This is a genomic window from Aeromicrobium camelliae (assembly GCF_003850045.1).
Classification (GTDB): domain Bacteria; phylum Actinomycetota; class Actinomycetes; order Propionibacteriales; family Nocardioidaceae; genus Aeromicrobium; species Aeromicrobium camelliae.
In genome coordinates this window covers 1-1065 of sequence record NZ_RQJX01000035.1, presented here as the reverse complement: position 1 = coordinate 1065, position 1065 = coordinate 1, and the positions used below count along the sequence as shown (strand labels likewise).

At 65.6% G+C, this 1065-nt stretch carries 2 protein-coding genes; both read right to left on the bottom strand.

Annotated features, from left to right (window positions below):
* A partial coding sequence (locus EHW97_RS15165; protein WP_208002086.1) for a DDE-type integrase/transposase/recombinase occupies positions 1 to 550 on the bottom strand: 550 nt, incomplete at its 3' end.
* Between the two features lie 56 nt (positions 551 to 606).
* Positions 607 to 915 (bottom strand): transposase, encoded by a 309-nt coding sequence (locus tag EHW97_RS15610; RefSeq protein ID WP_208002085.1) that lies wholly within the window; start codon positions 913 to 915, stop codon positions 607 to 609.
* Positions 916 to 1065 lie beyond the last annotated feature (150 nt).

The window sequence follows — 1065 nt, the reverse complement described above, 5'->3', positions numbered from 1 at the left end:
GCTGCAGTTTCCGGCTGCGGAATTGGCCTCCGCGGTCTGAATGCAGCACGCAGCCGCTCACGTCACCGGCCCTGCGAGCGACCGCCGACTCGAGCGCATCGACGACGATCACCGACTCCATCCGGTCGCTGATGGAGTATCCCACGATCCGGTTGGACCAGACGTCCTTGATCGCGCAGAGATAGACCTTGCCCTCGCGGGTGCGGTGCTCGGTCAGATCGGTCAACCAGATCCGGTTCGGGGCCTCGGCGCGGAACTGGCGGCGCACGAGATCGTCGTGGGCGGGGGCGGCGACCTTGCCGCGTTTGCGGCTCTTGGGCTTGCCGAACACGCTCCACCAGCCGTTCTCGGCGCAGACCCGCCAGACCGTCCGCTCGCAGACGGTGAAGCCGGCATCGCGAACCTCATCGGTCAAGAACCGATAGCCGAATTCCGGGTCGTCGCGGTGCGCGTCGAAGATCGCGTTCGCCAGGTGCGCCTCGGCCCACTCAGCATCGGTCACCGGGTTGGCCAGCCAGGCGTAGTAGTGCTGGCGATGGAGCTTCAACACCCGACACGACACCGTGACCGGCACCCGAATCTGGGCGCCGGTCGCGGCGAGCTCTCTCACGAGCGGGTAGAGCCTTTTCCCGGCAGCTGAGCCTGGGACAGATAGGCAGCAGCCCGGCGCAGGACCTCGTTCTCCTGCTCCAGCAGCCGAACTCGGCGTTTCAGCTCGCGGTTCTCACGAGCCTCATCGCTCCTGACCCCAGGCTTGACGCCGTCCTCCACATCGGCTCGACGCAGCCACTTCGACAGGGTCATCTCATGGATCCCGAAGTCAGACGCGATCTGCGCCAGCGTGACGTCCTTATCGCGATTCCGCGCCACTCTGACAACGTCCTCACGGAACTCTCGGGGATAGGGCTTGGGCACAACAACATCCTTCCAGCCTGACCACCGGTCAAGCGATCTCAGATGTCACAGATCCCTGCAGCAGCCCCGGGCTCGTCCCGCCGGCCGAGTTCGAGACCAACCACTGGGCATCCCAGCCCGCTAGCCACTACCGTGAGAACCCGGTCCTCA